Origin of the sequence: Burkholderia perseverans (genome assembly GCF_022870505.1) — a bacterium.
Lineage (GTDB): Bacteria > Pseudomonadota > Gammaproteobacteria > Burkholderiales > Burkholderiaceae > Burkholderia > Burkholderia plantarii.
Window position 1 is genome coordinate 155684 of record NZ_CP045093.1, and the last position, 24247, is coordinate 179930.

The following is a 24247-nucleotide window of genomic DNA, read 5'->3' on the forward strand; positions in this document are numbered from 1 at the left end:
CCGCGCTGCCATGCAGCGGGGCCGTGACTGCCACTGTAGCGGAAACGGGCGAGGGCGGTGCAAGGCGCCCCGCGTGATCAGTTTGACCCGCCTCGCGGCGCCGCGCACGACGCGCGGATCATCAGCTCGGCCGCCCAGCCCACGCTCTCGACCTCGGCCTGCCCGTCGAGCTGCGCCAGGATCAGCCGCGCCGCCTGCTTGCCGATTTCGGCGCTCGGCACGCGCACCGTCGTGATCGGGATCGGCAGCTCGGCCATCAGTTCGAAATCGTCGAAGCCGATCAGGCTCAGCTCGCCCGGTACGTCGATGCCGATCGCCATCGCCTCCAGCATCGCGCCCATCGCGAACGAGCCGTTGCCGCAGACGATCGCCGTGGGCCGCGCCACCGGCGCCTCCAGGATCCGGCGCAGCAGCTGGCGCCCTTCCTTGACGCTCCAGTAGCCCTCCACCTCGTGCGCGGGATGGATCGCGATGCCGCGCTCGGCCAGCGCGTCGCGCACGCCCATCCGGCGCGCGGCGGCGCGGTCGTTGGTGTCGGCGTTCTGGGCGATCATCGCGATGCGCCGGTGGCCGAGGTCGAGCAGGTAGTGGGTGCAGTCGTAAAAGGCGCGGTAGTTGTCCACGCCCACGCAGACGGTGCCGTGCCGCGGCGGGTAGGTGAAGGTGCTCACGCACGGGATGCGGCGCTGCTCGAGCAGCGGGTAGAGATCGGGATGATGGCCTTCGCCGACCATCACCACGGCGTCCACGCCGCGTTCGAGCATCTTGCGTACCTGCCGGTATTCGCGCTCGAGTTCGTACTCGGAGCAGGCCAGCAGCAGCGTGTAGCCCTCGGTCTCGAGTTCGTCCTGCAGCGTCTGGATCGCGCTCGCGAAGTGCTCGTTGGCGAGCGTGGGCACCACCGCGCCGATCGTGCCGGTGCGCTGCGTGGCGAGCGCGCGGGCCGCCGCGTGCGGCACCCAGCCGAGGTGGTCGATGGCCACCTGGATGCGCTCGCGCACGGCCGGCGAGACGATCTGCGGATTGTTGACGAAGCGCGAGACCGTGGCCTTCGAAACGCAGGCGAAATCGGCGACGTCCTTCAGCGTGGCGGCGCCGGCGCGCGGCGCGCTGGCGATGGCCGGTGCCGCATCGGACTTGCTGCTGCGCGCACCTTTTGCCATGTCGATTGCCGGAGGAGGAAAGGGGCACATTATACCGGCGGGGCTTCGGCCGGCATTGAGCGATTGACGAAGCAAACTGAACGGAACGCGAAGGTGGCAAACGTTAAGCTTGCGCCTCCGTTTCGTCGTCGTGCGCGGCGAACCCGTTCAACCTCGTCAGTGAGATTTTCATGCGCTTTCCTACGGTGTTCCAGGCTCCGGCAATCAATCGAAAGCAGGTCGGCGACATGATCGTCACGATGTTGAGCGACGGCCATCTCGACGTGTCGTTCGAGGTGCTCCACGGCATCGACCCGGCGCGATCCTCGAACAGCACGGCGCGCCGGCGCTGCCGAGGCTCAACATCAATGCCTATGTCATCGAGACGGCGGAGCGCACGATACTCGTGGACAGCGGCGCGGGCGGCATCCATGGCTGGGGCGGCCGCCTGCAGGTGGCGCTGAGCGCCGCCGGCATCGATCCGCTGCGGATCGACACGGTGTTGCTCACCCATGCCCACCCGGACCATATCGGCGGCCTGGCGGCACCGCTTCGATCGCCGATCTTCAGGAACGTGCAGCAGCTGTTCGTGCATGAACGGGAGCTCGCGTTCTGGCGTGACGACACCGTCTACTCGAACGCGCCCGACGGCTTCCGCCCGTTCTTCGAGGTGGCCCGCAACGCGTTCGGCGCCTACGAGGACAGGCTGGTCCCGTTCAGCCAGGAGTCGATCCTGCCCGGCATCCAGGCCGTGCCGCTGTTCGGCCATACGCCCGGGCACACCGGCTATCTGCTTGGCGAAGGGCGCGACGCGCTGCTGATCTGGGGCGACATCGTGCATTTCCCGCACCTGCAGCTGGCGCAGCCCGAGGTCACGATCGCCTTCGACAGCGACTCGACGCAGGCCGCGGCCACGCGTGCCCGGCTGCTCGATCGCGTGGTCGCCGACCAGCTGTCGATCACCGGCATGCACTTCAACCTTCCGGCGGCCGGCTCGATCGCCCGCGACGGCAATGCCTATCGGCTCAGCTATGATCTCTGGTCCCCCGCCGTTTGAGTCGTCGGCGAATCATCAATGAAGCCGCGCAGCAACATGGAACACGAATCGGAACGCCAACCGGAACGTCAATCGACGAGCGCGCTGCTCGCCAGCCTGCTCGATCTGGCGCGGTCCCCGGATGCGCTGCCGTGCGATTGCCTGCGCTCCGTGCAGGCGCATCAGGTCAATCAGTACGATGCCGACGGCGCGACGCTGTCGTTCCCGCTGCTGGGACGCTTCCGGTACCGCGAGCGGGATCGCTGGCGCGAGGTGCGCCCGGGCGACATCCTGCTGGTGCCGACCGCGCGCAACATCGACGTCAGATACATCCCCGACCCCGACGAGGGCGAGTTCGTCGCGTTGAGCGTCGGGCTGCTCGACGAACAGCTGGAGGCGGCGCGGCTGTTGCTGGCGGCGCCGCCGCCTGCGACCGGCACCGACGAGATCGCCGCCGTGCCGTTCGACACGGTGCTCTCGCCGCTGATGCGCTGGGCCGAGGCGATGCGCCAGGGGCGCCGGACGCTGTCGCTGCTCGCGATGCTCGAGATCGTGATTTCGCTGTACGAATCGGGCTACATCACGCTGCTGCATCCGCGCGCGCCCAGCCTCGCGACCACCATCCGCCGGGCCGTCGCGCGGGATCCGGCTCACGGCTGGAGTTCGGCGGAGCTGGAGGCGCTCACCGGCCTGAGCGGCCCGACGCTGCGCCGGCGCATGGCCGAGGAGGAAACCACGCTCAGGGCCGTGATCGCCGACGCGAGAACGGCCGAGGCGCTGCGTTTGCTGATGACGTCGCGCCTGCCGCTCAAGACGGTGGCATCGCGCGTCGGCTACAGCTCGCTCGCGAGCTTCAGCCGGCAATTCTTCGAACGCTACGGGACCGAGCCTTCCAGGTTTCGATGAGCGGCGGCGGCGGCCGCGCCGCGCTCACTGGTTCGACAGCTTCTTCGCCCACTTCATCAGGTGCCGCCCCGCGGCCACCACCTCGCCGCGCTGGTTGATCACCTCCATGTCGGCGGTGCTGCGGCGCTTCTCTTCATCGATTTCCGCGACCTTGTAGATCACCGTCACCGTGTCGCCGAGCAGCACCGGCCGGATGAATCGGATGCGGTCGTAGCCGGCCGACACCGGGAACTCGTCCAGATCGGTGCGATGGATGATGTGCGCGATGCTGATGGTCGAGGCCGTCGACATGTAGCCGACCAGCAGCGCGCCATGCGCGATGCGCGTGCCGATCGCCGACTTCTCCTGCATGTACTGCTCGTTGACGTGAGTGTCGCTGAAGTCGCCGGTGAGGCCCGCGAACAGCGTCACGTCGGTCTCGCCGACCGTCTTCGCGAAGCGGAATTCCTGCCCGATTTCCACGCCCTTGATTGCCATCGTCTGTCTCCTGAACGGGTGATGTCCCTGCCATGAGCGGCCGTCGCGACCCTCGCGGCGGTCCGTCATCCGTCAAAAATGATACCGGTTACATCTTGAAGAAGTAAACCAGATCACGGAGATAAACCGAAAAAAACTGCGTATACGTGAAATCACTAGGTAAAATGATGATCGATGTGCGCTCTAATGAAACCGGTTACACAAAAGCGTGAACGTAGGGCGAGCGACGCCCCCGGCGCAGGCAACGATCAGTCAGGAAGGCGACATGGAGACAATCACGGCGGCCGAGGCCGCGGCATGGGTGCAGGACGGCGACGCGGTGTTGATCGGCGGCTCGGGCGGCGGCCATTCGGTGCCCGAGGCGCTGCTGGCCGCGCTCGGCGAGCGCTATCGCGAGGTGCAGCAGCCGCGCGGCATCACCTCGATCAGCGTGGTGGGGGTGGGCGACCGCGCCGCGCTCGGCGCCACGCATCTGGCGCAGGAAGGGCTGCTGCGCCGCGCCATCACGAGCGCGCTGGTCGATTCGCCGGGCCTCGTCACGCTGGCCGCCGAGGATCGCATCGAAGCCTATACGCTGCCGCAGGGCGTGCTCTCGCAGCTGATGCGCGACATGGCGGCCGGCCGCCCGGGCCTGATCACGAAGACGGGCCTCGGCACCTTCGTCGATCCGCGCCAGCAGGGCGCGCGGCAGAGCCCGCGCACGCCGGCCGATTTCGTCGAGCTGATGGAGCTGGACGGCGAGGAATGGCTGCGCTTCAAGCCGCTGCCGCTGAACGTGGCGTTCCTGCGCGGCACCACCGCCGACGAGGACGGCAACGTGACGATGGAGCAGGAGGCCGTGTTCGGCGAGATGCTGGCGATGGCGCAAGCCACGCGCCGCGCGGGCGGCATCGTGGTGGTGCAGGTCAAGCGCATGGCGCGCCGCAACACGCTGCCGCCGAAGCAGGTGAAGATCCCCGGCATCCTGGTGGACTTCGTGGTGGTGGTGCCCGAGCAGCGCCAGACCTACGCCACCGACTACGACCCGAGCTATGCCGGCGAGCTGCGCGTGCCGCTCTCGCAGATCACGCCGCTGCCGTTCGGCGCGCGCAAGGTGATCGTGCGGCGCGCGGCGATGGAGCTGTATCCCGATGCCGTCTGCAACCTCGGCGCGGGGATTTCCACCGGACTCTCGACGGTGGCCGCCGAGGAGGGGCTGCTCGACGCGGTGGTGCTGACCAACGAGCAAGGGCTGATCGGCGGCGCGCCGATCACGGGCCGCGACTCGGGCGGCGCGCAGAACTTCGCGGCGATGATCGACCAGCCGGCCCAGTTCGACTTCTACGACGGCGGCGGGCTCGACCTCGCGTTCCTGTCGTTCGCCGAGGTGGACGCGCAGGGCAACGTCAACATCAGCCGCTTCGGCGACAAGATCGTCGGCGTCGGCGGCTTCATGAACATCAGCCAGAACGCCAGATGCGTGATCTTCAGCGGCACGCTGACGGCGGGCGGGCTCGACATCGGCTGGGAGAACGGCCGCACCGTGATCCGCACCGAGGGCCGGCATCGCAAGTTCGTGCGCTCGCTCGAACAGATCTGCTACAGCGCGCAGCTCGCGCGCGCACGCGGCCACCAGGTGCTGTTCGTGACCGAGCGCGCGGTGTTCCGCGTCGGCGACGCGGGGCTCGTGCTGTCCGAAGTCGCGCCCGGCATCGACCTCGAACGCGACGTGTTCGGCCAGATGGCGTTCCGCCCGGCCGTCGCGCCCGACCTGAAGGAGATGGACGCGCGCTGCTTCCGGCCCGAGCCGATCGGCATGCGCGACGAGATCCTCGCGCGCGAACGGCGCTTCCGCTCGGCGCGGCTCGCGGCCTGGCACGCGGAGCAGCGGCGATGAGCGGCCCGCGGGCGCCGAACCGGGCGGACGGGGCGAACGCGGTGGACGGGGCGCCCAGCGGCTGCGCGATCGACGGCGCCACGCGTCTCTATGCGATCGTCGGCGATCCGGTCGCGCAGGTGCGTTCGCCCGCCGTCTACACCGAGGCGTTCGCGCGCGCCGGGCGCAATGCGCTGCTGTTCGCGGCGCAGATTCGCGACGCGCGTTTCGACGAGGCGGTGCGCGGCCTGATGGCGCTCGGCAATCTCGACGGCCTGCTCGTCACCTCGCCGCACAAGGCGCGCATGGCACCGCTGGCCGCGCGGCTGTCGCCGCGCGCGGCGATCGTCGGCGCCGTCAACGCACTGCGGCGCGAGCCCGACGGCAGCTGGTCCGGCGAGATGTTCGACGGCGTCGGCTTCGTGGCCGCGGCGCGGCGCGTGGCGCCGCTGGCCGGCTTGCGCGCGCTGGTGTTCGGCTGCGGCGGCGCTGGCGCCGCGATCGCGGCCGAGCTGGCGGCCGACGGCGTGCGCGCGATCACGCTGCTCGATCCGGACCACACACGCGCGGCGCGGCTGGCCGGCGAGCTGACGCAACACTTCCCTGCCTGCCAGGCCGGCATCGAGCGCGACGGCGGCGCCTACGACATCGTGATCAATGCCTCCACGGTCGGCATGCGCGACGGCGACGCGCTGCCGGGCGAGCCCGGCCCGCTCACGGCGCGCTCGATCGTCGGCGACGTGGTGCTGCGGCCCGAGGCCTCGCCCACCGCGCTGGTGGCGCGCGCGCGGCAGGCCGGCGCGCGCATCGTGACGGGCCGCGACATGCATGCGGGGCAGGTCGACGCGATCCTCGATTTCTTCGCGGTGCCGCGCTGACGCCATCCCCATCAACCCATCAGGAGACACGCTCATGTCGCTGCTCGGTCGGGCGGCGGTGCTGATCTGGAACGACGTACTCGACAGCGCCGAGACCGCTTTTTATCAATGGCATGACCAGGAACACATTCCCGAGCGGCTCGCGCTGCCCGGCTTCCGGCGCGGCCGGCGCTACCGCGGCAGCGGCGAGCCGGCCTGGCTGACCGTCTACGAGGCCGACGATCTCGGCGTGCTGACGAGTCCCGCCTACCTCGAACGGCTCGACCATCCCACGCCGGCCACGCGCGAGACCGTGAAGTCGTTTCGCAATACCGCGCGCTCGATCTGCCGTGTCGAGCGCAGCACGGGCGGCAGCACCGGCGGCCATGCGCTGACGCTGCGGCTGCCCGCCGACGCCGGCCTCGACATCGAGGCCGCGTTCGCCGCGCTGCCGGCCGCCACCGGCGTGCTGGCCCTGCATCTGCTCGCGGCCGACGACGCGGCGAGCCGCATCGACACGGCCGAATCGCGCGAGCGTGCGTTCGTGGTGCCGCCGCGCGTGCTGATGGTGGAGACCTCGACGCTGGCGGCCGCGCAGGCGGCGCTCGACCGGCTCGTCGAGATGACCCGCGATGCGGTGCGGCCGGGCCTGACTGCCGGCGCCGGAATCTTCTCGCTCGAAATCTGCCGGCTGCCGGCCGCCTGAGCCAGGCGGCCCGCTCACCGAACCCCATGCATCCGCAACATTGAGGAACCCGAATGAAACTGCTCAGATACGGCCCCATCGGCCAGGAACGTCCCGGCGCGCTCGATCGCGACGGCCAGCTTCGCGATCTGTCGTCGCTGTGCGACGACTTCACGCCGGCCTTCTTCGCCGCCGGCGGCATCGAGCGCCTGCGCGGCGTGGCGCTCGACACGCTGCCGCGCGTTGAAGGCACGCCGCGCATCGGCGCGTGCATCGCGCAGCCGGGCAACTTCATCGCGATCGGGCTCAACTACGTGCAGCACGCGATCGAGACCAATGCGCCGATCCCGGCCGAACCGATCCTGTTCAACAAGGCGCCGTCATGCCTGTCCGGCCCCTACGATCCGGTGGTGCTGCCGAAGGGTTCGCGCAAGTGCGACTGGGAGGTGGAGATCGCGCTCGTGATCGGCGAGCCGGCGCTCTGCGTCGACGAGGCGAGCGCGCTCGACCACGTGGCCGGCTACTGCGTCTGCAACGACGTGTCCGAGCGCGAGATGCAGCTCGAACACGGCGGCCAGTGGGTGAAGGGCAAGATGTTCCCGAGCTTCGGGCCGCTCGGCCCGTGGCTCGTCACGCCCGACGAGGCCGGCGACGCGCAGCGGCTCGGCCTCTGGCTCGACCTGAACGGCCGGCGCCTGCAGGATTCGTCCACCTCGGACATGATCTTCAGCCTCGCGCGGATCGTCTCGTATGCGAGCCACCACGTGCTGCTGCAGCCCGGCGACGTGATCACCACCGGCACGCCGCCCGGCGTCGGGCTCGGCATGCAGCCCGAGCAGTATCTCAAGCCCGGCGACGTGATGGAACTCGGCGTCGAGGGGCTCGGCGTGCAGAAGCAGACCGTGATCGCGTGGGAGGATTCGCGGTTCGCGCGCGGGGTGAAGTAGGGCAGACAAGCAAGGCAATCGGGCAAGCCGGCGGGAGACCGCGTGATCGGACGCGGCGCGGCGCCACGACGTGCCACGACACGACGAAGCCACGCCGCGCTGGCAGCATTGGCTTCGTCGTACCAAACATGGAGACCCGGCGCCAAGCCGCCGGAGCAACGGACGGGCCTTGCCCGCGAAGGAGTGCGTCATGAGAACGACGGAAGCCACGGAGCACGCGGTGATGAAGAGGATAGCCTGGTATCGCGACATCACCTGGCGCCAGTGGCGCGTGCTGATCGCGGCATGGGGCGTGTGGGTGATGGACGCGGTCGATTTCCTCGCCATCACGTTCGTGCTGCGCGACATCGCGAACGAATTCCACGTCGGGCTCGACGTGGCCTCGCTGCTGCTGTTCGCCACCTACGGCGTGCGCTGGCTGGGCGGCCTGCTGTTCGGCAGCCTCAGCGACCGGATCGGCCGCAAGATCCCGCTCGTCATCACGCTCGTCTGGTTCACGGGCGGCGCGGTGCTGACCGGGCTGTCGTGGGACTTCACGGTGCTGGCCGTGTTCCGGCTGCTGCTCGGCTTCGGCATGGCGCCGGGCTTCTCGCTCGGCGCGACGATGGTGGCCGAATCGTGGCCCGAGAAGTATCGCTCGATCGGCATCGGCATCCTCGACACCGGCTGGGGGCTCGGCGCGATCGGCGCGGCGGTGGCCTACGATCTCGTCTATCCGGCGTTCGGCTGGCGCGCGATGTTCTTCGTCGGCGTGCTGCCGTCGATCGTGCTCGGCCTGTTCATCCTGTTCTGCGTGCCCGAGTCGGACGCGTTCCGCCATGGCCGGGCGCGCGTGCGCGTGCCGCTGCGCGACAACCCGGCGGTCGTGCTGTTCCGCCGCCATCCGAAGCGCGTCGGCTATCTGGCGCTGCTGATGCTGGTGCTCTGCTTCGGTTCGTGGCCGTTCCAGGGGCTGTTTCCGACCTACCTGAAATCGCTGTCGTTCGCGCCGGGGCTCGTCACCTGGCTGACCATGACCTCGGCCGTCGGGCAGGTGCTCGGCTTCTTCGCCTCGGGCTTCATCGCCGAGCGGATCGGGCGGCGGCTCGGCATCGGCCTGATGATCGGCATCGGCTCGCTGTGCGTGGCGGCGCTCGTCTACAGCGTCCACCAGTTCCTGCTCGCCGAGCTGTTCGCGTTCCTGAGCGGGTTCTTCCTGGTCGGCTCGTCGGGCATCTGGGGGACCATCCTCACCGAGAACCTGCCGCGCGACGTGCGCGCCTCCGGCGTCGGCTTCCTCTACAACGTCGGCGTGGTCGGCGGCGGGCTCGCGCCGTACATCGTGCTGTCGACGGTGAAGTCGCTCGACATGACGATCGCGCTCGGCATCGCCGCGTTCAGCGTGGTGGCCGCGTTCGTCGCGATGCTGATCCTGCTGCGCGTGCAGGAGACCAGGGGGCTGCGGCTCGCGGAGATCGACGCGGGCGCGGGCGAGTGAACGACGCGGCGCGTGGCGCGCCACGCCCACCTCCTCTCTCCACGTTCCCACGTTCCCACGCTCACTCGGCCGGCACCGCCCGCGCCGCCGTCTCCATGCCCGCCTCGGCCTCGCGTATCGCGCGCACGTCGCGTTTCGGCGGCTGGCCGAACAGGCGGCTGTATTCGCGGCTGAACTGCGTCGGGCTCTCGTAGCCGACACGATGCGCGGCGCTGGCCGCGTCGATCCGCTCGTTCAGCATGAGCCGGCGCGCCTCGTGCAGCCGCAGGTGCTTCTGGTATTGCAGCGGGCTCATCGCGGTCAGTGCGCGGAAGTGCTGGTGCAGCGTCGATTCCGCCATGCCCGCCGCGCGCACCAGCTCGCCGATGCTGAACGGCCGCGAGAAGTTCTCGCGAAGCCAGCGGATCGCGGCGGCCACGCGGTTGGTCTGGGTGCCGAGCTGCACCGCCTGCCGCAGCCGCGCGCCGGCCGGGCTCGTCAGGATGCGGTACAGCAGTTCGCGCTCGATCGAGCGGGCCAGGATCGGGATGTCCTGGGGCGCGTCGAGCAGCGCCACGAGGCGCAGCGCGGCCTGCGCGATGGCTGGCGTGACCGGGCCGAGCGCCATGCCGGTGGCGGCCGACGGCGTGCGCGGGCCGTGCTGGTCGACCTCGGCGATCAGGTCGGCGGCCAGCGCCAGGTCGATGTCGAGCTTGATCGAGTAATACGGCGCGCTCGGGCTCGCGTCGAGCACCTGCACCACGGTGGGCAGCCCGACGGCCGTGAGCAGGAAGCGCGTGGCATCGTAGACGTAGGTCTGCCCGGCCAGCATCACGCGCTTCGCGCCGCACGCGATCAGCGCGAACGACGGCTCGTAGAGAAACGAGGCGGGCTCGGTGGGCGCATGGACGCCGTGGATCGTGAAGCCCGCGATCGGCGTGGCGCCGTCGTTGCGGCCGCCGAGATGGCGCGCCACGATCGCGGCGATCCCGGTGCGGGCCGCCGCCGTGGAGGCGCTGTCTTCCGGCTTCGTGGGGTGCGTGTCCATGCTCTGTTTCGCCTCCGGTTGAGCGGCGCGGGCCGCGAGCGCACGCCGGTTTGCGGTGCGCAATGTCGCCCGACCTGCCGCCTGACTCGCGACCGGAACTGTCGCCTGATGCCTGGCTTGCCGGTCTCGTCTATCCCTCGACTCGCCGCCTGACGCGCGCCCGGTTCATCGGGAAAGTATACGGCGCGCCCCGCTCCGCCGGGCGGCGCGTTCTTGCCTGATCCCGCGAATGTCTTGCCTGTTTCCCTGCGGGGCGGACGGCGCGCGCCTTGCCGGCGGATCAGGCAAGAACCATGCTGGATCGGGCTACCGCCGGTGCGTTCGGGCGTTCTACAGTCGATGCAACGACGCGATGCGCCAACGCGGCCTGCACAAAAGCCCGGCGGCCATCGCGGTTGCGCAGTCGAACCCAACCCAAGGAGAACCCTCATGGCAACCTGGCTGATCACCGGCGCGAACCGCGGCCTCGGTATGGAAATCGCGCGTGCCGCGCTCGAGGCGGGCGACCGCGTGCTGGCCACGGCGCGCAACCCGGCGCCGATCGCGGCCGCGCTCGACGGCTTCGGCGAACGCCTCGCCACCACGCGGCTCGACGTGACCGACGCGGCCTCGATCGCGGCGGCCGTCGAGCTTGCCCGGCAACGCTTCGGCGGCATCGACGTGCTCGTCAACAACGCCGGCTACGGCCAGCTCGGACCGTTCGAGCTGATCTCGCCGGCCGCGATCGAGCGCCAGTTCGCCACCAACGTGTTCGGCGCGTTCGAGGTGACGCGCGCGGTGCTGCCGGTGATGCGCGCGCAGCGCTCGGGGCACGTCGTGACGCTCTCGTCGATCGCGGGGCTGATCGGCATCGAGGGCGTGTCGATCTACTGCGCGACCAAGTTCGCGCTCGAAGGCTGGTCCGAATCGCTGGGGCAGGAAGTGGCGCGCTTCGGCATTCGCACGACGCTGATCGAGCCGGGCCGGTTCCGCACCGATTTCCTCGACGCGAGTTCCGTCAGCCACGGCGATCTGGCGATCGGCGACTACGACGCGTTCGCCGCCGAGAACCGCGCCGAACTCGACGCCGGCAATCACCAGCAGGCCGGCGACCCGGTCAAGCTCGGCCGCGCCGTGGTAACGCTGGTGCGCGCGCCGGAGCCGCCCGTGCGTTATGGCGCCGGCTCGGAGGCCTACGGCGTGATGGTGGCCCGGGCCGAGCGTTTGCGCGCCGAGGCGGAGGCATGGCGCGAGCTGTCGTTGTCCAATGATCTGGATGCGTGAGGCGTGAGGCGTGAGGCGTGAGGCGTGAGGCGTGAGGCGTGAGGCGTGAGGCGGTCGAGCCGCAGGTCGTGAAGCGCAAGGCTTGTGGCCGATGCCTGGACATGGTCGCCGGGGCGGTGGGTATCGCGCTTAGCGTGCCCCGGCGTGAGCGCGGTCGGTTGCGCGAAGCTTGTCGACCCGCGTCGATGTCGGGCGCGTAGTCGGACGATCGTGCCTCGATCGAGGCGCCGGCGCGTACCGCCGATGCCGGGCGCCAGGGCGGGCTCGCCATCGCGGCCCGCGCGCTTCCGCACTAAACCGCTGGCTCGCCCAACTCCCCCCGATCCGCCTCCGCCCGGCTCGCGCGCCGATAGGCGCTCGGCGCCACCCCCGTCACGCGCTTGAACGCGCTGCTGAACGCACTCTCCGACGCATAGCCGAGCCGCGCGGCCAGCACCGCGACGTTCGCATGCTCGTCGGCCAGCGCGCGCCGGGCCAGATGCATGCGCCACTGCGTGAGCCAGGCCAGCGGCGCGACGCCGGCCACCTCGCGGAAATGCACGGCGAACGCGGTGCGCGACATCGCGGCGGCCGAGGCCAGTTCGTCGAGCCGCCAGTTGCGCTCCGGCTCGTCGTGCATCCGCTTCAGCGCGGGCCCGAGCCGGGCATCGCCGATCGCGCGCAGCCAGCCCGGCGCGAGCGCCGCATGCGAGGCCAGATGGACGCGCAGGATCTCGATGAACATCATCTGCGACAGGTGGTTCGAGGCCAGCGCGCTGCCGGGCCCGGCCACCTCCAGCTCGCGCACCAGCCGCGCGAGCAGCCATTGCAGCACCGCCGCCTGCTCGCTGCGGCCGTCGACGTGGATCAGCGGCGGGAGCATCTCCAGCAGCAGCGTGTCGTTGGCGGGATCGAGCCGCACGTGCCCGCCGATCTGCACGCAGTCACCACCGTCGCCGATCACGGCCGAGCGCGTGGGGGCGCTGCCGGAAAACAGCGTGAGCGCGTCGACGGGCGGCACGGCCGGGTCGCTCGCGAGCACGAACGCGTGCTCGCCGCGCAGCAGGAAGATGTCGCCGGCCTCGACGCGCAGCGGCGCGGCGAAGCCGTCGATCGCGAGCCAGCAGCGGCCCTTCACGATCGCGAAGAACTTGAGCTTCGACGGACGCGGGAAGCGGATCGCCCACGGGCCGCCGGCCGAGAAGCCGCCGGCCACCACGGGGCAGGCGCTGACGAGGCGCAGCACGCCGGACAGCAGATCGTCGGTAAGGTCTGAACGCATGCGACAGGATCCTGAATTTTCGCTTATTCATCGTACAGGAACTGGCGCCTACACTGGTTCGACCGCTTACCCCGCCACGCTTATACGAGGCCCCGCCAATGCCGAACCTGTCGCCTTCCACGTCCACGCCATCCGCCCCGTCCGCCATGCCCACCGCGCCGGTCCAGCAGCCGCTGCGCTCCGGTTTCGGCGCCGCTTCCACCGCCGCCGAGGTACTCGCCGGCATCGACCTCGCCGGCCGCACCGCCGTCGTCACGGGCGGCTATTCGGGGCTCGGCCGCGAGACGGCGCGCGCGCTGCGCGCGGCCGGCGCCACCGTGATCGTGCCGGCGCGCGACGTGGCGCGGGCCGAGGCCGCGCTCGCCGGCATCGACGCGCAGGTGCATCCGATGGACCTGCTCGATCCGGCCTCGATCGACGCGTTCGCCGCCTCGCTCGCGGCTCGCGTGCCGGCGCTGCATATGCTCGTCAACAGCGCCGGCATCATGGCCGTGCCCGAACGCACGCTCGACGCGCGCGGCTATGAACTGCAGTTCGCCACCAACCATCTCGGCCACTTCCAGCTGACCTCGCGACTGCTGCCGCTGCTGCGCGCGGCGGGCGGCGCGCGTGTGGTGTCGGTGTCGTCGCTCGGCCACCGCTATTCGGACGTGTGGCTCGACGATCCGAACTTCGCGCAGCGCGACTATCACCCGTACACGGCCTACGGCCAGTCGAAGACGGCCAACATCCTGTTCGCGGTGGCGCTCGACCGCCGCGAGCGGGCGAATGGCGTGCGCGCGTTCTCGCTGCATCCGGGCGCGATCGTGGAAACCGGGCTCGGCAAGCACGTCACGCGCGAGCAGCTGATCGAGGCCGGCGTGCTCGACGCTGATGGCCGGCCGGTGCGCGATCCGGCGCGGCAGCTGAAGACGGTGGAGCAGGGCGCGGCCACCCAGGTCTGGTGCGCGACGAGCCCGCGGCTCGACGGCCTGGGCGGCCTCTATTGCGAGAACGTGGATGTGGCGCCGCTGCGTGTCGAGCCGCCGGCCGGCATCGTGATGGCCGACGCGCTGCGGCTGACGGGCGTGGCGCCGTATGCGGTGGACCCGGCGCGCGCGGAGGCGCTGTGGACGCTGAGCGAGGCCATGTTGCGCGTGTGACGGTGGGTGCCGGGGGCGTGAATTCCTCGGCAAACCCCCAACCGCCGGCGCGTCCCTCACTTCACCGCGACCGCGCACCCGCCGCCGGCCCCGCCGCGGCATCCTGCCGATCCACGCGGCGTCGCGCCGTGCCGCTGCCCGCGCGCGGCCCGCCCAGCTCGTGCAGCGGCGTGCGGTAGGTTTCGCGCGCGGTCCACGCCGAGAGCGCGGCCAGCGCCGTGATCGCGAGCGTGGCGGTGCCGATCAGAAGCGGGATGTGCTGCGTGCCCGGCGGCGCGATCGCCGCGAACAGCGAGGGCAGCAGCGCGGTGAGCGCCATGCCGATGTTCTGCCCGATCGACATCGCCGAGACGCGCGTGCGGGTGGGGAACAGCTCCGGCATGAAGCTCGGGAACACGGCGTTGAAGCCCTGGTAGATCACCCCCCACATCAGCACCGAGGTGACGATCGCCACCGGCGCGTCCTTCACGCTGATCGCGTAGAGATAGACGTAGGACAGCAGCCCCGCGCCGAGCGAGCCGACCACCACCGGGATGCGCCGCCCGATCCGGTCCGACAGCCGGCCGACATACGGGATCACGATCACGGCCACGATGTTGCCGATCAGCGGGATCGCCAGATAGGTGTTCGGATGGAAGCCGATGCCATACGAAGGCTGCACCGCGTAGGCCGCGCCGAAGATGGTGGCGACCATCGCGATCACGGCGGCGGTGGCCATCACGGCGATGCGGATCATGTCGCGCCAGCTCTCGCGCAGCGCGATGGTGACGGGCGAGGCGGGGATCGCGCCGTTGGCGTCCTCGTTCACGAACGCGGCCGATTCCGACACGTTGCGGCGGATCACGATGCCGGCCACCAGCACCAGCGCGCTGAGCAGGAACGGGATGCGCCAGCCCCAGGCCACCAGCGACGCGGTCGGCATCCAGTAGGCGAGCGGCATGAAGATCGCGGCCGCGAAGATCTGGCCGGCCTGCGTGCCCTGCAGCGCGAAGCTCGCGTAGTAGCCGCGCCGGCCGGGCGGCGCCTGTTCGAGGATCATCGAGCTGGCGCCCGAGATCTCGCCGGCCACCGCGAAGCCCTGGATCAGCCGCAGCAGCACCAGCAGGATCGGCGCGAGGATGCCGATCTGGTGATAGGTGGGCAGCAGGCCCACCGCGAACGTCGAGCCACCCATCAGGAACATGCAGAGCAGCAGCAGGTGCTTGCGGCCGTGCGTGTCGCCGCGCCGGCCCAGCAGGAAGCCGCCGATCGGGCGCGCCACGTAGCCCACGCCGTAGGTGGCGAGCGACGCCACGATCGCGAGCTTCGGGTTGCCGGCCGGGAAGAACAGCTGCGGGAACACCATCGCCGCGGCCTGCGCGTAGATGAAGAAATCGTAGTATTCGAGCGCCGAGCCGATCCAGCCGCTGGCGGTGGCGCGCCGCGTCTGCTGCGCGCTCGGGGTGGGGGTTGCCTGTCCGTCGTTCATCGATCGGGTCTCCTGAATAATATTGGAATGCCATCCTCGTGGATGGGAACTGCCACGCAGCGGTCCGGCCGCCGCGTCGATGCCTGTCTCCCGCGCTTCCCGCTTCTCGCTTCTCGCTTCTCGCGCGGTGCCTACACTTCCAGCGGCGTGACGTTCATGAACGCGCCCAGATTGCCGAACTGCGCGAACGCCATCTCGGCGCCGGTCTGGATCCGGCAGCCGGCGCCGCGCGCCAGTTCGAGGAAGCGCGTGACCTCGGGCGCCGTCACCACGTCGGCCGCGAGCGTGCCGCCGCGCAGCGTCGCGAGCATCGCCACGGGCAGCGGCAGCGCGGCGTAGCCGTCCATGCCGGCCGGGCTCGCGTTGACCACCAGGTCGAACGGCGCGAGCGTGTCGAAATGCGGGTCGATCGCGGTAGCCGGGTAGCGCCGCGCCAGCAGCTCGCGCAGCCGCGCCGCGCGCGCGGCGTCGAGATCGGTAATGGTCAGCGCCGCGGCGCCCTGCTCGCAGAGCGCCCAGGCGATCGCGCTGCCCACCCCGCCCGCGCCCACCACCAGCGCGCGTGCGCCGGCTGCTTCGAAGCCGTGCTGGCGCGCCGCGTTCAGGAAGCCGTCGCCGTCGACGATGTCGCCCACCAGCCGGCCGTCGTGCTCGCGGCGGATCACGTTCACGCAGGCCAGCGCCTCGGCGCGTTCGCTGAGCGCGTCGAGCCGCGCAGCCATGCGCTGCTTGTAGGGCACCGTGACGACGCAGCCGCGCAGGTTGCGCCAGGCGCGCAGCGCGTCGACGAACGGCTCCAGCGAGTCGCCGTCGAGGTCGATCGGAATCATCGAGGCGTCGCGGCCCTGGCGCGCGAACCAGTCGTTGAAGTTCTGCGGTGATTTCACCTGTGCGATGGGGGAGCCGACGATGGCCACCAGTTCGGTCGTACCGCGAATCATTGAGGCGCACCGGATGTCGTTGTGAACATGGCCTTATGGTGCGACCGGGCCGGGCGGCGGACAACGCTAAAAAAATGAAAACGTTGCGATCAGCGGATCGGCATTGCGATAATCGCACTGCCGCTGCGATTCCCGTGCTCCCCAATGATCCGATGAAAACCCCCGTCATCCACGACCGCGACCTGATTGCCGGCCTGCAGAAAGGGCTCGCGCTGATCCTGCTGTTCAACGACCAGACGCCGCGCCTGACCGTGCCCGAGGCGGCGCGGCTGGCGGGCCTCACGCCCAGCGCGGCGCGGCGCTTCCTGCTCACGCTGGTCCACGACGGCTATGCGGAGACCGACGGCCGCTACTACTGGCTGACCGCGAAGAACCTGCGGATCGGCCAGGCCTACGTGGAATCGGCGCGGCTGCCGCGCATGATGCGGCCGATCGTCGAGAAGGTCGCGGCCGAGACGCGCGAGCATGTGTCGGTGGCCGTGCGCGACGGCGACGAGGTGGTCCACATCGTGCGCAGCCGCGTGATGAACGTGTCGTCGCTGTCGATGCGGCAGGGCTGGCGCCTGCCGATGTACTGCACCGGCAGCGGGCGGCTGTGGCTCGCCTCGCTGCCCGACGCCGAGGTGGACGCCTACCTGGCGCGCGTCGACCGCCAGGCGCTCACGCCCTACACCTGCACCGACGTGGCCGCGATCAAGGCGATCGTGGCGCGGATCCGCGAGCAGGGCTACGCGGAGCTGGACCAGGAATACGAGGTGGGCATGCGGATCCTCGGCGTGCCGCTCACCGACCGCCACGGCCAGATGCGCGCGAGCCTGACCCTCACCACGCAAGTCTCGTCGCTGTCGCTCGCCGAGATCCGCGAGCGCTACCTGCGCTTCCTCTACGAAGGCCAGGCGCTGCTGCGGCCGATCATGGACACCTGACGCCCGGCCGCGCGCACCGCACGCTCAGAACTGCGCGTCGATCTGCTTGCCCGGCAGCGTCGGCAGCCGCGCGAAGCTGCCGTCGAGCAGGCCCAGCGTGGCGTTCATGAAGCCGTCCCAGGCCGCGCGCGCGAGCGCTCCGCCCACGCTCACGCGGCGCACCCCGAACCCGGCGATCTCGGCCAGCGTGAATTCGCTTGGCGCGCCCACCAGCAGGTTGACCGGCTTCGGCGCGAGCGCGGCCACCACCGCCTCGATCTGCCCGCGCGTGCGGATCCCGGGCGCGTAGAGGCAGTCGGCGCCGGCCGCCGAATAGGCGCGCAGCCGCGCGATCGCGTCGTCGAGATCGGGGACGTTGGCCACGAAGTTCTCGGCGCGGCCCACCAGCAGCGTGTCGCCGCCGGTCGCGTCGATCGCCTGGCGCGCGGCGGCGATGCGCGCCACCGCTTCGTCGATCGGGAACAGCGGGGTAGCCGCGTCGCCCGTCGCGTCCTCGATCGAGAGCCCGGCGATGCCGGTCTCCACCGCCAGCCGCACGCTTTCGCCGACCTCGTCCGGGGTCGCGCCGAAGCCGTTTTCGAAATCGGCGTTCACGGGCAGGTCGGTGGCGCCGACGATGTCGCGCAGATGCGCGAGCACGGCTGCGCGCGACACCGTGTTGTCGGCGTGGCCGGTGGACCACGCGTAGCCCGAACTGGTGGTGGCGAGCGCCTGGAAGCCGAGCGAGGCGAGGTAGCGCGCGCTGCCGACGTCCCACGGGTTCGGCAGCAGGAAGCAGCCGCTTTCGTGGAGCTGACGGAAGGCGGCGCGTTTTTCGGCGGGGGTGCGGGGCATGTCGTGTCCTTGGTGGTCCGTCGTGGCGCGGGCGCCGGGTTCGGGTTCGTGGGGCGAAGCATGGGCGGCGCAGCGGGCACCGGAATTGCGTCCCGGCCGCGCCATGCGCCGTGGCGGCACGGCGCGGCGAGCCGGGCCGCCGGCCGGTCCGTCAGTCTGCGGCAATTCCGGCGCGCCTGCCATCGCCGCGCGCAGGCCGTCCGACGGCCGATGCGCGCCGGTTTCGGCGCATCCCGGTCGGACCTCTGCGGGCGGCACGGCATGCGCCGTGGCCGATGGTGCCGGCGCCGGCCGGAATGACGATGCAACCCCGGATGACTAGAATCGAAGGCGCTCATGAGCGCATGCAGAACGCAGCGTCCGGCCAGACCGCAGCGCGTGCGCGGCGTGGCAGCGTGCCATGCCGCACCGGCCGGCGACCCTCCCAGCCTCGCCAGAAAGGAACAGGTATCCGATGAGAGCGCTTTCCCTGCCGATGTCCCGCCCGGCTGTTCATGCCGCCCGCCGCGGTCTTTTCCCCGGCCTGAAGCTGGCCGCCTGCGCGCTCGCCGCCTCGGCCTGGCTGGCCGCGGCGCCCGCCTGGTCGGCAACCATGACCGAGGCGCCCTACGGCACCACCAAGGACGGCAAGCCGGTGACCGAATACACGCTGAAGAACGCGCGCGGCACCACCGTCAGGCTGATCAACTACGGCGGCTGCATTACCGCGATCGAGGTGCCCGACCGCCACGGCAAGTTCGCCAACATCGTGCTCGGCTTCGCGTCGCTGAAGGACTACGAGGCCTACAACGGCGACATCCACTTTGGCGCCCTGATCGGCCGCTACGCGAACCGCATCGCCGGCGGCAAGTTCACGCTCGACGGCAAGACCTATCAGCTGCCCATCAACAACGCGCCGAACACGCTGCACGGCGGCCCCGACAGCTTCGATTCGAAGGTGTGGAGCGCGAAGCCCGCGAGCGGCAAGGACGGCGCCGGCGTGGAGCTGACCTACGTGAGCCCCGATGGCGAGAACGGCTTTCCCGGCACGCTGACGGCGCGCGTCACCTACCTGCTGACCGACGACAACGCGCTGCACATCCGCTACGAGGCCACCACCGACCGCGACACGGTGGTCAACCTGACCAACCACACCTACTTCAACCTGGCCGGCGAGGGCAGCGGCAGCGTGGAGCAGCAGGAGATCCGGATCGCCGCCTCGCGCTACACGCCCACCGATCGCACCTCGATCCCCACCGGCGAACTGGCGCCGGTGGAGGGCACGCCGCTCGACCTGCGCCAGCCCACGCCGATCGGCAAGTACCTGCGCTCGAACTTCGAGCAGATGGTGTATGCGCGCGGCTACGACCACAACTGGGTGCTCGACCACGGCGGCCAGCGCGTGCCGGCGTTCGCGGCCAGCGTGCGCGACCCGCACAGCGGACGCGTGCTGAGCGTCGACACCACGCAGCCGGGCCTGCAGTTCTACTCGGCGAATTCGCTCGACGGCAGCGCGGTGGGCGCGAGCGGCCATGCCTACCGGCAGACCGACGCGTTCGCGCTCGAGGCCGAGCATTTCCCCGATTCGCCGAACCATCCGGCGTTCCCGACCACGGTGCTGAAGCCCGGCGACACGTTGCGCGAGGAAACCGTGCTGCGCTTCTCGGTGCGCTGAGCGCGCGGCACCGATTCAGCCAGGCGCGGCGCTGGCGCGGTTCGCCGCTCGCGCCGCGCCGGCTTCGCCCGCTTCATGCCGCGAGCGCCCGACGGTGCCCGCACCCGGGCGCTGCATGCCTCACACCGCGCGCCTCACACCGCAAGCCTCATGCCGCGAGCCGCTGCTCGTGGCGCGCGACCACGGCCGCCTCGTCCTCGAGCGCGCGGCGCACGGCCGGACGCGACTCGATGCGCGCGAGGTAGGCCTGCAGATGCGTCAGATGGTCGAGGTTGACGCCCGACCGCTCGTGCCACATGGTGGCCCACACGTAGGCATCGGCCACCGTGAACTGCTCGCCCGTCAGATAGGCGCGGCCGTCGGCGAGGCGCGCGTCGAGCGTGCCGTAGGCGCTCAGCAGCTTGCCGGTGTGGAACGCGATGCCCTCGGGCGTCATCAGCTTGCGCATCAGCGGAATGTGCTTCTGCGCGATCTCGGTGGCGATGAAGGTCAGCAACTGGTCCATCCTCACGCGCTCGATCGTGCCGAGGCGCGGGATCAGGCCCGACTCCGGATGCTGGTCGGCGAGGTACGAGGTGATCACGATGGTTTCGGTCAGATGATCGCCGTGTTCGGTTTCGAGCACCGGCACGTAGAGCAGCGCGTTGACGTCGGCGAAGTTGCCGTCTTCCGACATCGACTTGCCGAACACGTCGAAGTGAACGAGATCGGGCGACAGGCCGAGTTCGTTGGCAACGGCCTGGACGGCGAGGGAACAGGTGGCTTTCGCGATATAGAGCTTCATGGTTTCCGCCTTGCTGGATGAGGTTGACGAGCGCGGCCGGGTGGCTCGCGGGTCGGCTTGGTGCTGACGGAAACCAGTATCGCGATTATGGTTCGGGCGATAAACGCCGCACGCGGCGCCAGTCTGTAGCGTGACGGGAGACAAACGGTGCGAAGTGCGCGGAAGCGCTCGACGGGCGGCGTGCGGGACGAGCCGACGCCGGCTTGCGCGCGGCCGCGATTGTCGCGCGACGGGAGACGCTGTGCGCACCGCGGCGGCGTTGATCGGCGCGCCGCCGGCCAGCAGAATGGCTTCCTCGCGCGCCGGCGCCTCCGCGCCGGGCACCCGGGACGGCGCGCCATCCGGCTCCCGAACCTGCTCACCGACCAACGCTGCTTCCGGCTTCGGGCCGTCGATCCTGGCCTCCCTCGTTCTGCCGCTGCTGCTTTCATTCCCGGGCAGCGCTCACGGCGCGAACCGCGTGACCCGGGGCACGCAACCCGAAACCCGACGCCGCAGGTTCACCGGCCCTGGTCCCGCCCACGCGGGCGCACGGCGCCAATCTACAATGCGCGAGCGTATGCGCGCCGCCGCGCATTGTCCGACCACCCCGCATCGTGGAGACGAGGCAGCAAGATGAACGATCGTATGGACGCACCGCTGAACGAGATCGCCGTGTTCGTGGCCGTCGCGCAGACCGGCAGCTTCACGCGCGCGGCCGAGCAGATCGGCAGCAGCAAGTCGAACGTCGGCAAGGCGGTGCAGCGGCTCGAGGCGCGCCTCGGCACGCGGCTGTTCCAGCGCACCACACGCGCCGTGCGGCTGACCGAGGACGGCGAGACCTACCTGGTGGCCGCGCAGGATGCGCTGGAAGGCCTGCGCGAGGCCGAGCAGCAGCTCGCCTCGCGGCGCGCCGAGCCGTCGGGCCGCGTGCGGCTCGACCTGCCGGCCGGCTTCGGGCGGCTGTTGCTGCCGAGCTTCGCGCTGCTGCGCGAGAAACATCCGAAGATCACGCTGGAACTGGCGCTGACCGACCGCATGTCCGATCCGGTCGGCGAGGGCTGGGACGTGGTGGTGCGCATCGGCGTGCTGCCCGAGGACAGCGAACTGACCGTGCGCAAGCTCTGCGACCTGCGCCTCGGGCTCTACGCCTCGCCCGACTATCTCGCGCGGCGCGGGCCGGTGAACGACATCGCGGCGCTGGCCGCGCACGACGCATTGGTGTTTCGCGGGCCGAGCGGACGGCTGCGGCCGTGGTCGCTGCGCGACGGCGCGACGGTGCGCGACTACGCGCCGACGCAGCCGGTGATGGTGGTGGCCGACGGGCAGGCGCTCGTCGAGGCGGCCCTCTGCGGCCTCGGCATCGCGCAGATCCACGACCGCGTGGCGCTGCCCCATCTGCGCACGGGCCGGCTCGTGCAGCTGCTGCCCGAGTACGCGGTGGACGGGCCGCCCGTTCACGCGATCATCTCGCTCGGCCAGAAGATGGCCGCGAAGACGCGCGCGGTCGTCAATCATCTGGCGGAGATGCTGCGCGACGAGCCGGCCTGATTCGCGAAGCGCCGCCGGCACGCACGAAGCCGCAAGCCGCCGCGCGATGTTGCGTTGTTCATGCGAAACGAATTGAGATTTCATCCGTAGCCGCTGTTCAGCGCGACGCCGACCCGTTACGCTTGTCTCAACCCCTTACCTCCTCCCGTTGTTACCCCGGGGGCCAGGGGCGCAGGCCACCAGGTGGCGGCGTCCCGACTCTTTTTCCCGCCTGTTTCTTTCATCGCTTCCCCCGCGAATTCCCGGATTGCCCGGATGGTATTGCTGCGGCCTCGATCGTCCAGATAGTTGTGCGAACAACCTTAATCCACAACGAGTGTCTCTTGTTGTACCCGGATGAAAGGCACGATCCGCCGCGCTGTTCGGTTCTGCCAATCGTCGTATGAAAAATGAAACGGCCTATCCGGTCACGCCGGATGGGCCGTTCGTCATGCAGGCGCTCGTACCGGGCCGCGCAGCCCGGCGCCGCGATCAGTCGATGGCGCCGCCGCGCGAGGCCAGCCGCGGTGCCTCGGCCGCCGCGACCGAAGCGTCCGGCGCGGCCTCGTCCCAGCCGCCGCCCAGCGCGCGGATCAGGCTCACCGTCGCGGCGGCCTGCACGCCGCGCGTCTGCGCGGCAGCGCGGCGCGCCTGCAACACGCCGCGCTGCGCGTCGATCACGTCGAGATAGCTGACCTCACCCTCGGCGTACTGGCGCTGCGCGAGATCGGCCGCGCGCTGCGAGGCGGCCACCGCCTCGTCCTGGGCGCGTGTCTGGTCCGCGAGCAGCCGCATGTCGGAGAGCCCGTCCTCGACCTCGCGGAACGCACCCAGCACCTGCTGCCGGTATTGCGCGACGGCCTCGTCGTAGGCCGCGCGCGAGCGTTCGAGATTGCCGCGCCGCGCGCCGCCGTCGAAGATCGGCACGTTGAGCGCGGTGCCGGCCAGCGGCCCGAGCAGGAACGCGCGGCTGCTCCAGCGGAACAGGTCGCCGAGCGTCGCGGCCTCGAAGCCGGCCGTGCCGGTCAGCGCCAGCGACGGGAAGAACGCAGCCCGCGCCACGCCGATCCGTGCGTTGGCGGCGGCCATCGCGCGCTCGGCCGCGGCGATGTCGGGGCGCCGTTCGAGCAGCGACGACGGCAGCCCCGGCGGAATCCGCAGCTCCACGGGCCGCAGCGGCGCGGCCGCGAACGTGAACGCCGCCGGCGGCTCGCCGAGCAGTACCGCGAGCGCGTGCTCGGCCGTGGCGCGCGAACGCGTGACGGCCAGCGCGTCGGCCTTCGCCGAGGCCAGCTCGGCGCGGGCGCGCGCGAGATCGAGCTCGGTCACGTCGCCGGCCGCGTAACGCTGCGTGATCAGCGTCAGCGCCCGCTCGCGCAGCGCGACGGCCTGCGTGAACACCTCGGCCTCGGCGTCGAGTTCGCGCAGCGCGAAGTAATGCTGCGCGACGTCGGCCTGCAGCGCGAGCAGCACCGAGCGGTAGAGCGCCTCGCCGCGCTGCGTGTCGGCATGCGCCGCGTCGATCGTCGAGGCGACGCGGCCGAACAGGTCGACCTCGTAGGCGGCGCTCGCCTGCGCGCGCCACAGCGTCTGCTGCGGGATGGCCGTGCCGTCGGGCCGGAACTGCGAGACGGCCGACTGCAGCTGGCGCGTCGGGCCGAAGCCGGCGTCGAGCGTCGGGAACAACCCGGCGCGGGCCTGCCGGTCCAGCGCGCGCGCCTCGGCCAGACGCGCGGCGGCGGCCTTCATGTCCTGGTTGGCGGCCAGCGCGCGGGTTTCCAGCGCGTCCAGCGCCGGATCCGCGAACACCTTCCACCATGCGCCGCGCGCGGCGCCCTCGGCCGGCTGCGCCGGTTTCCAGCTGCCGAGCGTGGTGTCGGCCGGCGTGGTTTCCCTGTAGGCGGCGCTCACGGGCGCGGCCGGCGCGTGATAGTCGGGCGCGAGCGAGCAGCCGGCCAGCACCAGCAGCGCGCCGAGCAGCGTCGGGATGCCGAGCGCGCGCAGCGCGCGGCGCCCCGGCGTCGACGGGATGGCGTTCATGTTTGCGTTCATGATG

Annotated in this window: 22 protein-coding genes; 12 read left to right on the plus strand and 10 right to left on the minus strand. The window is 70.7% G+C overall.

Annotated features, from left to right (window positions below):
• Positions 1-77 precede the first annotated feature (77 nt).
• Together BpN12_RS00710 and BpN12_RS00715 are read right to left on the minus strand one after the other, a co-directional pair.
• Complete coding sequence (locus BpN12_RS00710; protein ID WP_246793382.1) at positions 78-1163, minus strand: LacI family DNA-binding transcriptional regulator; 1086 nt, start codon at positions 1161-1163, stop codon at positions 78-80.
• A gap of 103 nt (positions 1164-1266) precedes the next feature.
• Entirely contained in the window at positions 1267-1575 is a 309-nt protein-coding gene (locus BpN12_RS00715; RefSeq protein ID WP_246793383.1) for a hypothetical protein, read from the minus strand.
• Here BpN12_RS00715 and BpN12_RS00720 point away from each other — a divergent pair.
• Together BpN12_RS00720 and BpN12_RS00725 are read left to right on the plus strand one after the other, a co-directional pair.
• The gene (locus BpN12_RS00720) at positions 1549-2199 is read left to right on the plus strand and encodes an MBL fold metallo-hydrolase (RefSeq protein ID WP_246793384.1); all 651 of its coding nucleotides are present in this window, start codon (positions 1549-1551) and stop codon (positions 2197-2199) included. The genes BpN12_RS00715 and BpN12_RS00720 overlap by 27 nt on opposite strands.
• An 18-nt stretch (positions 2200-2217) precedes the next feature.
• Positions 2218-3084: a helix-turn-helix transcriptional regulator gene (locus BpN12_RS00725; RefSeq protein ID WP_246793385.1), complete on the plus strand. Its 867-nt coding sequence runs from the start codon at positions 2218-2220 to the stop codon at positions 3082-3084.
• Positions 3085-3108: 24 nt separating this feature from the next.
• Here the strand turns inward: BpN12_RS00725 and BpN12_RS00730 are convergent, their stop codons facing one another.
• Positions 3109-3561 carry a MaoC family dehydratase gene (locus BpN12_RS00730; RefSeq protein WP_246793386.1) on the minus strand — a complete coding sequence of 151 codons (453 nt, stop codon included), beginning with the start codon at positions 3559-3561 and terminating at the stop codon, positions 3109-3111.
• Between the two features lie 265 nt (positions 3562-3826).
• Between BpN12_RS00730 and BpN12_RS00735 the strand changes: the two genes are divergently transcribed.
• The 5 genes from BpN12_RS00735 (at position 3827) to BpN12_RS00755 (ending at position 9382) form a co-directional block, all read left to right on the plus strand.
• Complete coding sequence (locus BpN12_RS00735; protein WP_246793387.1) at positions 3827-5437, plus strand: acyl CoA:acetate/3-ketoacid CoA transferase; 1611 nt, start codon at positions 3827-3829, stop codon at positions 5435-5437.
• Positions 5434-6294, plus strand: a complete 861-nt coding sequence (locus tag BpN12_RS00740; RefSeq protein WP_246793388.1) for a shikimate dehydrogenase family protein — start codon at positions 5434-5436, stop codon at positions 6292-6294. The genes BpN12_RS00735 and BpN12_RS00740 overlap by 4 nt, the downstream gene beginning before the upstream one ends.
• 34 nt (positions 6295-6328) lie before the next feature.
• Entirely contained in the window at positions 6329-6979 is a 651-nt protein-coding gene (locus BpN12_RS00745) for a DUF4286 family protein (RefSeq protein WP_246793389.1), read from the plus strand.
• Positions 6980-7032: 53 nt separating this feature from the next.
• On the plus strand, positions 7033-7905 hold the full coding sequence (locus BpN12_RS00750; protein WP_246793390.1) for a fumarylacetoacetate hydrolase family protein: 873 nt from the start codon (positions 7033-7035) through the stop codon (positions 7903-7905).
• 223 nt (positions 7906-8128) lie between these two features.
• On the plus strand, positions 8129-9382 hold the full coding sequence (locus BpN12_RS00755; protein ID WP_246793391.1) for an MFS transporter: 1254 nt from the start codon (positions 8129-8131) through the stop codon (positions 9380-9382).
• 61 nt (positions 9383-9443) lie between these two features.
• Here BpN12_RS00755 and BpN12_RS00760 read toward each other — a convergent pair whose 3' ends face one another.
• A complete protein-coding gene (locus BpN12_RS00760) occupies positions 9444-10409 on the minus strand; it encodes an AraC family transcriptional regulator (protein ID WP_246793392.1) in 966 nt (321 codons plus the stop codon).
• A gap of 429 nt (positions 10410-10838) precedes the next feature.
• Here BpN12_RS00760 and BpN12_RS00765 point away from each other — a divergent pair, with 429 nt between their 5' ends.
• Positions 10839-11672, plus strand: coding sequence for an SDR family NAD(P)-dependent oxidoreductase (locus tag BpN12_RS00765; RefSeq protein ID WP_246793393.1), 834 nt, complete (start codon positions 10839-10841; stop codon positions 11670-11672).
• Between the two features lie 292 nt (positions 11673-11964).
• Here the strand turns inward: BpN12_RS00765 and BpN12_RS00770 are convergent, their stop codons facing one another.
• Positions 11965-12933, minus strand: coding sequence for an AraC family transcriptional regulator (locus BpN12_RS00770; protein WP_246793394.1), 969 nt, complete (start codon positions 12931-12933; stop codon positions 11965-11967).
• 146 nt (positions 12934-13079) lie between these two features.
• Here BpN12_RS00770 and BpN12_RS00775 point away from each other — a divergent pair, with 146 nt between their 5' ends.
• Entirely contained in the window at positions 13080-14075 is a 996-nt protein-coding gene (locus BpN12_RS00775) for an SDR family NAD(P)-dependent oxidoreductase (protein ID WP_246794735.1), read from the plus strand.
• 61 nt (positions 14076-14136) lie between these two features.
• On the opposite strand, the gene BpN12_RS00780 is transcribed toward BpN12_RS00775, so the two are convergent.
• Together BpN12_RS00780 and BpN12_RS00785 are read right to left on the minus strand one after the other, a co-directional pair.
• On the minus strand, positions 14137-15543 hold the full coding sequence (locus BpN12_RS00780) for an MFS transporter (protein WP_246793395.1): 1407 nt from the start codon (positions 15541-15543) through the stop codon (positions 14137-14139).
• A 131-nt stretch (positions 15544-15674) separates the two neighbouring features.
• Positions 15675-16484, minus strand: a complete 810-nt coding sequence (locus tag BpN12_RS00785; RefSeq protein WP_246793396.1) for a shikimate dehydrogenase family protein — start codon at positions 16482-16484, stop codon at positions 15675-15677.
• Positions 16485-16636: 152 nt separating this feature from the next.
• Here BpN12_RS00785 and BpN12_RS00790 point away from each other — a divergent pair, with 152 nt between their 5' ends.
• Entirely contained in the window at positions 16637-17410 is a 774-nt protein-coding gene (locus BpN12_RS00790; RefSeq protein WP_246793397.1) for an IclR family transcriptional regulator domain-containing protein, read from the plus strand.
• 24 nt (positions 17411-17434) lie between these two features.
• Here BpN12_RS00790 and BpN12_RS00795 read toward each other — a convergent pair whose 3' ends face one another.
• Positions 17435-18244, minus strand: coding sequence for an isocitrate lyase/PEP mutase family protein (locus BpN12_RS00795; RefSeq protein WP_246793398.1), 810 nt, complete (start codon positions 18242-18244; stop codon positions 17435-17437).
• 454 nt (positions 18245-18698) lie between these two features.
• Between BpN12_RS00795 and BpN12_RS00800 the strand changes: the two genes are divergently transcribed.
• Positions 18699-19898, plus strand: coding sequence for an aldose epimerase family protein (locus tag BpN12_RS00800; protein ID WP_246793399.1), 1200 nt, complete (start codon positions 18699-18701; stop codon positions 19896-19898).
• Between the two features lie 148 nt (positions 19899-20046).
• Here the strand turns inward: BpN12_RS00800 and BpN12_RS00805 are convergent, their stop codons facing one another.
• Positions 20047-20682: a glutathione S-transferase family protein gene (locus BpN12_RS00805; RefSeq protein ID WP_246793400.1), complete on the minus strand. Its 636-nt coding sequence runs from the start codon at positions 20680-20682 to the stop codon at positions 20047-20049.
• A gap of 615 nt (positions 20683-21297) precedes the next feature.
• On the opposite strand from BpN12_RS00805, the gene BpN12_RS00810 reads away from it, so the two are divergent.
• Complete coding sequence (locus BpN12_RS00810; protein ID WP_246793401.1) at positions 21298-22212, plus strand: LysR family transcriptional regulator; 915 nt, start codon at positions 21298-21300, stop codon at positions 22210-22212.
• 471 nt (positions 22213-22683) lie between these two features.
• On the opposite strand, the gene BpN12_RS00815 is transcribed toward BpN12_RS00810, so the two are convergent.
• Positions 22684-24231, minus strand: coding sequence for an efflux transporter outer membrane subunit (locus tag BpN12_RS00815; RefSeq protein ID WP_246794736.1), 1548 nt, complete (start codon positions 24229-24231; stop codon positions 22684-22686).
• Positions 24232-24247: the final 16 nt, after the last annotated feature.